This is a genomic window from Streptomyces sp. 7N604 (assembly GCF_052245475.1).
Lineage (GTDB): Bacteria > Actinomycetota > Actinomycetes > Streptomycetales > Streptomycetaceae > Streptomyces.
The window spans coordinates 168093-174580 of sequence record NZ_JBQQBX010000020.1 but is presented as its reverse complement, the minus strand read 5'-3'; the positions used below and the strand labels follow the sequence as shown (position 1 = coordinate 174580).

Annotated in this window: 7 protein-coding genes; 4 read left to right on the top strand and 3 right to left on the bottom strand. The window is 71.0% G+C overall.

What is annotated here, in order from left to right; translation table 11 throughout:
• The 4 genes from ACTWP8_RS22890 to ACTWP8_RS22875 form a co-directional block, all read left to right on the top strand.
• On the top strand, positions 1-227 hold a 227-nt coding region (locus tag ACTWP8_RS22890), incomplete at its 5' end, for an AMP-binding enzyme (RefSeq protein ID WP_443324015.1).
• A gap of 199 nt (positions 228-426) precedes the next feature.
• Positions 427-1818: a Na+/H+ antiporter NhaA gene (nhaA, locus tag ACTWP8_RS22885; RefSeq protein ID WP_443324014.1), complete on the top strand. Its 1392-nt coding sequence runs from the start codon at positions 427-429 to the stop codon at positions 1816-1818.
• Between the two features lie 102 nt (positions 1819-1920).
• Positions 1921-2379, top strand: coding sequence for a phage holin family protein (locus tag ACTWP8_RS22880; RefSeq protein WP_443316401.1), 459 nt, complete (start codon positions 1921-1923; stop codon positions 2377-2379).
• The gene (locus ACTWP8_RS22875) at positions 2376-3302 is read left to right on the top strand and encodes an alpha/beta fold hydrolase (protein ID WP_443324013.1); all 927 of its coding nucleotides are present in this window, start codon (positions 2376-2378) and stop codon (positions 3300-3302) included. The genes ACTWP8_RS22880 and ACTWP8_RS22875 overlap by 4 nt, the downstream gene beginning before the upstream one ends.
• Before the next feature lie 356 nt (positions 3303-3658).
• Here the strand turns inward: ACTWP8_RS22875 and ACTWP8_RS22870 are convergent, their stop codons facing one another.
• Genes ACTWP8_RS22870 through nth form a run of 3 tightly spaced genes read right to left on the bottom strand, consistent with a single transcriptional unit; the run spans position 3659 to position 6420 of the window.
• Entirely contained in the window at positions 3659-4858 is a 1200-nt protein-coding gene (locus ACTWP8_RS22870) for a MarP family serine protease (RefSeq protein WP_443324012.1), read from the bottom strand.
• A gap of 12 nt (positions 4859-4870) precedes the next feature.
• Positions 4871-5602: an NUDIX hydrolase gene (locus ACTWP8_RS22865; protein ID WP_443324011.1), complete on the bottom strand. Its 732-nt coding sequence runs from the start codon at positions 5600-5602 to the stop codon at positions 4871-4873.
• Entirely contained in the window at positions 5599-6420 is an 822-nt protein-coding gene (gene nth / locus ACTWP8_RS22860) for an endonuclease III (RefSeq protein WP_443324010.1), read from the bottom strand. The genes ACTWP8_RS22865 and nth overlap by 4 nt, the downstream gene beginning before the upstream one ends.
• Between the last annotated feature and the right edge of the window lie 68 nt (positions 6421-6488).

The window sequence follows — 6488 nt, the reverse complement described above, 5'->3', positions numbered from 1 at the left end:
CCGAGGAACTACGCACCCACGTCGCCACCGCACTCGGCCCCATCGCCAAACCCCAGCGCATCCTCCCAGTCGCCGAACTCCCCAAGACCCGCTCCGGCAAGATCATGCGCAGACTGCTCCGCGACGTGGCGGAGAACCGCAAGCTCGGTGATGTGACCACCCTCACGGACTCCTCCGTGATGGAGCTCATCCAGAGCAAACTGCCCACTGCCGCGAGCGAGGACTGAGCAGGTCACAGCGTTATTGCAGGTGAGGGGTGACCCGCGGCCGCGGGTCACCCCTCACCGTTGCGGCTAAGCTGGGTCCGTCGCGTCAACATCGCGGCAAGATCTCAGGGTGTGCCGGGAAGTCTGGTCGGCAAGTGCTCCTGCCATTTCCTCACCCGGCCGGGGCCTTTCGCAGCCGATGCCGACCGGAGGTCTACCCGTGGCCGCGCCCAACGCCCGTAAGTTCCTGGGACGTCTCTCGCTTCCCGAGCGGACCTTCGTGGCGGACGCCCTGCGCGCCGAGACCGTGGGCGGTGTCCTCCTGCTGGCCGCCGCGATCGCCGCGCTCATCCTGGCCAACACCCCGCTGAGCGACTTCTATCAGGACGTCAGGGACTTCTCCTTCGGACCCGGGTCGCTGCACCTCCACCTGTCCGTCGGCTCCTGGGCCCAGGACGGCCTGCTCACCATCTTCTTCTTCGTCGCGGGGATCGAGCTCAAGCGCGAGCTGGTCTCGGGCGAGCTGCGCGAGCCCAAGGCCGCCGCCCTCCCGGTCGTCGCCGCGGTCTGCGGCATGGCCGTCCCGGCGCTCTTCTACGTCGCCGCGAACGCGGGCGGCGGCGGAGACCTGAGCGGCTGGGCGGTGCCGACGGCCACCGACATCGCCTTCGCGCTCGCCGTCCTCGCGGTCATCGGCACCTCCCTGCCGTCCTCACTGCGCGCCTTCCTGCTCACCCTCGCCGTCGTCGACGACCTCTTCGCGATCCTGATCATCGCGATCTTCTTCACCACGCAGATCCACTTCCTGGAGCTGGGCCTCGCCGCCGCCGGCCTCGCCCTCTTCTGGTTCCTGCATCGAAGGGGCGTACGCGGCTGGTTCGTCTACGTGCCGCTGGCCCTCGTCATCTGGGCGCTGATGCACGCGAGCGGGGTGCACGCGACCGTCGCCGGTGTCGCCATGGGCCTGATGCTCCGCTGCACGGTCCGGGACGGCGAGGAGTACTCGCCCGCGGAGCACATCGAGCACCTCGTACGGCCGCTCTCGGCCGGGCTCGCGGTGCCGCTGTTCGCCCTCTTCGCGACAGGGGTGACGGTCTCGGGGGACTCGCTCGGCGACGTCTTCACCAAGCCGGAGCCGCTGGGCGTCGTCATCGGGCTCGTCGCGGGCAAGACCGCCGGTGTCTTCGGCGGCTCCTGGCTCGCCGCCCGCTTCACCAGAGCCGAGCTGAACGAGGACCTGGCGTGGGCCGACGTCTTCGCCGTCGCCTCGCTCACCGGGATCGGCTTCACCGTCTCGCTCCTCATCGGCGACCTCGCGTTCCCCGGCGACCCGGTCCTCGCCGGCGAGGTCAAGGTGGCGGTGCTCGTCGGCTCGCTGATGGCGGCGGTGCTCGCGACCGCGCTGCTCAAGCTCCGGGACGTCAAGTACCGGACGCTGTGCGACGACGAGGAGCGGGACGAGGACCACGACGGCATCCCCGACATCTACGAGCTGGACAACCCCGAGTACCACCTGCGGATGGCGGCCATCCACGAGGCGAAGGCCGCCGAGCACCGGCGGCTTGCCGAAGTGGCAGCGGGCAGAGGCACAAACGACGACGGTCCGGCATGATCTGGAGGGCAACCGGCAGGTTGGTGCACTGAAGACATGAAGGCATGAAGGCAGCACCGATGAGTGCACGCAAGCAGTGAAGAAGAGAAGAGGGATGCAGCGATGAGCTCAGTCGAGCAGGACGGCGACCGCAGCCTCGGCCGGCTGGTGGCCTCGGCCACGGCCGATCTGTCCGCCCTGGTGCACGACGAGATCGCCCTGGCCAAGGCGGAGATCCGGCGGGACGTCAAGCGTGCGGGCATCGGCGGTGGCGCGATCACGGCGGCCGGAATCCTGGCGCTGTTCGCCCTGCCGGTGCTGAGCTTCGCGGCCGCGTACGGCATCCACAACCTGGGCCTCGGCCTGGCCTGGTCCTTCCTCATCGTGGGGGCGGCCTACCTCGTCATCGCCGCGCTGCTCGGGCTCTTCGCCGTCGCCAAGTTCAAGAAGGTCAAGCCGCCGCAGAAGTCCATCACCTCGGCCAAGCAGACCGCCGCGGTGCTTCAGGGCGTCAAGCCGCATCCCCGCCCGGCGGTCGGCTCGCGCCCCGCGGACGCGACTGTGACACGCTCATCAGTATGACGGTTCCCGACACCTCAGCCTCGGTCGTACGGCTCGACGGCCCCTGGACGCACCGGGACGTGGCCGCCAACGGCGCCCGCTTCCACATCGCCGAGGTCGGCGACGGCCCGCTCGTGCTGCTGCTGCACGGCTTCCCGCAGTTCTGGTGGTCCTGGCGCCACCAGCTGACCGCGCTCGCCGACGCGGGCTTCCGAGCCGTGGCCATGGACCTGCGCGGGGTCGGCGGCAGCGACCGTACGCCGCGTGGCTACGACCCGGCGAACCTCGCGCTCGACGTGACCGGCGTGATCCGCTCCCTCGGCGAGCCCGACGCCGCGCTCGTCGGCCACGACCTGGGCGGCTATCTGGCCTGGACGGCGGCCGTGATGCGGCCGAAGCTGGTCCGGCGGCTCGCGGTCTGCTCGATGCCGCACCCGCGGCGCTGGCGCTCGGCCATGCTCGCCGACGTCAAGCAGTCCGCGGCGAGCAGCCACATCTGGGGCTTCCAGCGGCCGTGGATCCCCGAACGGCGGCTGACCGCGGACGGCGCGGCGCTGGTGGAGCGGCTGATCAGGGACTGGTCGGGGCCTCGGCCGCCCGAGGAGGAGGCGATGCAGGCCTACCGGCGCGCGATGAGCATCCCGTCGACGGCGCACTGCGCGATCGAGCCGTACCGGTGGATGGTCCGGTCGGTGGCCCGGCCGGACGGGATCCAGTTCAACCGGCGCATGAAGCGGCCGGTGCGGGTGCCGACGCTCCATCTGCACGGCTCGCTCGACCCGGTCATGCGGACCCGGAGCGCGGCGGGTTCGGGGGAGTACGTCGAGGCGCCGTATCGCTGGCGGCTGTTCGACGGGCTCGGGCACTTCCCCCACGAGGAGGATCCCGTCGCCTTCTCCACTGAGCTCATCAACTGGCTGAAGGACCCCGAGCCGGACCGCTGAGGACCGCTCCCGTACATCCCTCCTACGAACGCCAATTGCCCGCCGCATAGGCCGATTGGCCGTCCCGGAGGCGGTTACCGACCATGCGTCACGGGCACGCTTCCCGGTATGGGTTGGACGCACGACTCCCATGATGCAGGGAGTACGGGGGCCTCTCCCCGGGACAACGCAGCTCGCAGCCGTCGCGCCTCCGCCGCGCGCACCACCCCGCAGGGGGTGATCGTCGCGGGGCGTCCCGGCCGGATCCCAGATCTCCAACTGGGCATCCCGCACATTCTCCGCCGCCGCGCCCGCTGGGTGTCGGCGCGGCTGCGCCATCCACGCGGCTAGCCGGCCCGGCGGTCGGCGAACGGCCGCTAGAGCGCACAGCCCTGGCTGTCCACCGGCCGGGTGGCCGTACGGCCCTTGAGGATGTCCTCGCGCACCTCGTCCGCCGTCAGCGCGTACCCGGTGTTCGCGTCGTCCAGCGACTTGGCGAAGACCACGCCGTAGACGCGGCCGTCCGGAGTGAGCAGCGGCCCGCCGGAGTTGCCCTGCCGGACCGTCGCGTAGAGGGAGTACACGTCGCGGCTGACCGTGCCGCGGTGGTAGATGTCCGGGCCGTTGGCCTGGATACGTCCGCGGATGCGGGCCGCCCGTACGTCGAACGCGCCGTTCTCCGGGAAGCCGGCGACGATCGCGCTGTCGCTGCTGCGGGCGTCGCCTTCGGTGAACCGGAGGGCTGGTGCCCGGAGGGAGGGAACGTCGAGGACGGCGATGTCGCGCTCCCAGTCGTAGACGACGACCCGCGCGTCGTAGAGCCTGCCCTCGCCGCCGATCTGCACGGTCGGCTCGTCGACTCCGCCCACCACATGCGCGTTGGTCATCACACGGTTCGGGGCGAAGACGAAGCCGGTGCCCTCGAGGACCTTGGCACAGCCGGGCGCGGTACCGACGACCTTCACGATGCTGCGCTGGGCGCGGTCGGCGACCGGGCTGGTCGCGAGCCGGGGGTCGGGGGCGGGGACCGAGGTGATCGGCTCGTTGGAGAACGGGCTGAAGACCTGCGGGAAACCGTTCTGCGCGAGGACGGAGCTGAAGTCCGCGAACCAGGTGTTGGCCGACTCCGGGACCACGCGCGAGACACCGAGCAGCACCTTGGAGTCGCGGACCTCCTTGCCGAGGGTGGGCAGCGAAGTCCCGGCCAGGGCCGAGCCGATGAGCCAGGCCACCAGCAGCATCGCGACCACGTTGACCAGCGCGCCACCGGTCGCGTCCAGGGCGCGCGCCGGTGACCAGGTGATATACCGGCGGAGTTTGTTGCCCAGGTGTGTGGTGAAGGCCTGCCCGACCGAGGCGCACACGATGACGACGACCACCGCCGCGACCGCGGCGCCCGTCCCGGGAGTGGCCTCGTCGGTGACCTGGTCCCAGATGACGGGAAGCAGGTAGACGGCCACGAGGCCGCCGCCGATGAAGCCGATCACCGACAGGATGCCGACGACGAAGCCCTGGCGGTAACCGACGATCGCGAACCACACGGCGGCGAGCAACAGAAGGATGTCCAGCACATTCACCGGGACACCGTCTCATGCACGCCAGTCGAGCGGGACATGCTTGCTGCGGTCCCAGGGCCGTTCCCAGCCCGCGAAGTGCAGAATACGGTCGATCACACCGGCCGTGAACCCCCAGACCAGGGCATCCCGGACGAGGAAGGCCGGGCCGCTGTGACCGCTGGGGTGGCTCGTGAGCGCGCGGTTGGCCGGGTCCGTGAGTTCCGCCACTGGCACGGTGAACACCCGGGCGGTCTCGGCCGGGTCGACCGGCGAGACCGGGCTCGGTGTCCGCCACCAGCCGAGCACGGGCGTCACGACGAAGCCGCTCACCGGAATGTAGAGCGCCGGAAGCACGCCGAAGATCTGGACACCGGAGGGGTCGAGCCCGGTCTCCTCACGGGCCTCGCGGAGCGCGGCGCGCACCGGCCCCACGGTCCGCGGATCGCCGTCCTCCGGGTCGAGCGCGCCGCCGGGGAAGGACGGCTGCCCGGCGTGGGACCGCAGCGTCCCGGCGCGCTCCATGAGGAGCAGCTCGGGGCCTTCGCCGCCCTCGCCGAAGAGGATGAGCACGGCGGAGGGGCGGCCTCCGGACTCCGGCGGCAGGAATCGGCTCAGCTGCCGCGGCTCCACGGTCTCCGCCGCCCGGGCCACGGGCTCCAGCCACTCGGGCAGCCCCTGAGCGCTGACGGCGATCTCATCGCCGAGGGCACCGGACGCAGCCCCGAAGGACCCCACGGCCCCGGGGGTCTCCCGCGCACCCGTCATTCCGCCCCCAGGGGTGGAGCGGGCTTGCCGGGGTAGTCCGGCGGGGGCTTGAGCCGCTGCCCGGGGGCGCCCCCCAGCTCGTACTTCAGCAGTTTCCTCGCCTTCTCCGGGTCGGTCTCGCCCTCGCCGTACGCCGGGCAGAGCGGGGCGATCGGGCAGGCGCCGCAGGCCGGTTTGCGGGAGTGGCAGACGCGGCGGCCGTGGAAGATGATCCGGTGCGAGAGCATCGTCCACTCGCTCTTGGGGAAGAGCTCCGCGACCTCGGCCTCGACCTTGTCCGGGTCCTCCTGCCCGGTCCACTTCCAGCGCCGGACCAGCCGCCCGAAGTGCGTGTCCACGGTCAGGCCGGGCACCCCGAACGCGTTGCCCAGCACCACGTTCGCCGTCTTGCGACCGACGCCGGGCAGGGTGACCAGATCCTCGAGCCGTCCCGGCACCTCGCCGCCGAAGCGGTCGCGCAGCGCGGTGGACAGCCCGATCAGCGACTTCGCCTTGGCGCGGAAAAAGCCGGTGGGCCGGATGATCTGCTCCAGCTCCTCCGGGTTGGCCGCCGCCATGTCCTCGGGCGTGGGATAGACGGCGAAGAGGTCGGGGGTGGTCTGGTTGACGCGCAGATCGGTGGTCTGCGCGGAGAGGACCGTCGCGACGAGGAGCTGGAAGGGGTTCTCGAAGTCCAGCTCGGGGTGCGCATACGGATAGAGGTCGGCCAGCTCGCGGTTGATCCGGCGAGCGCGGCGGACGAGCGCGAGCCGGGACTCCGGCTTGGCTTTTGCTCCCTTTGCGGCTTTTTTCTTCTGGGTGGGCGCCTGTTCGCCCACAGCGGAATTTTCTGCCGCAGTCACCCGTCCGGCCCCCTTGCCCTGTGCTCTCACCGGCGTATTGGACA

Bases quoted from the DNA above. Each gene is read 5' to 3' on its own strand.
- ACTWP8_RS22875 (WP_443324013.1), top strand. From the start codon at position 2,376: ATGACGGTTCCCGACACCTCAGCCTCGGTCGTACGGCTCGACGGCCCC.
- ACTWP8_RS22880 (WP_443316401.1), top strand. From the start codon at position 1,921: ATGAGCTCAGTCGAGCAGGACGGCGACCGCAGCCTCGGCCGGCTGGTG.
- ACTWP8_RS22865 (WP_443324011.1), bottom strand. From the start codon at position 5,602: ATGACGGGTGCGCGGGAGACCCCCGGGGCCGTGGGGTCCTTCGGGGCT.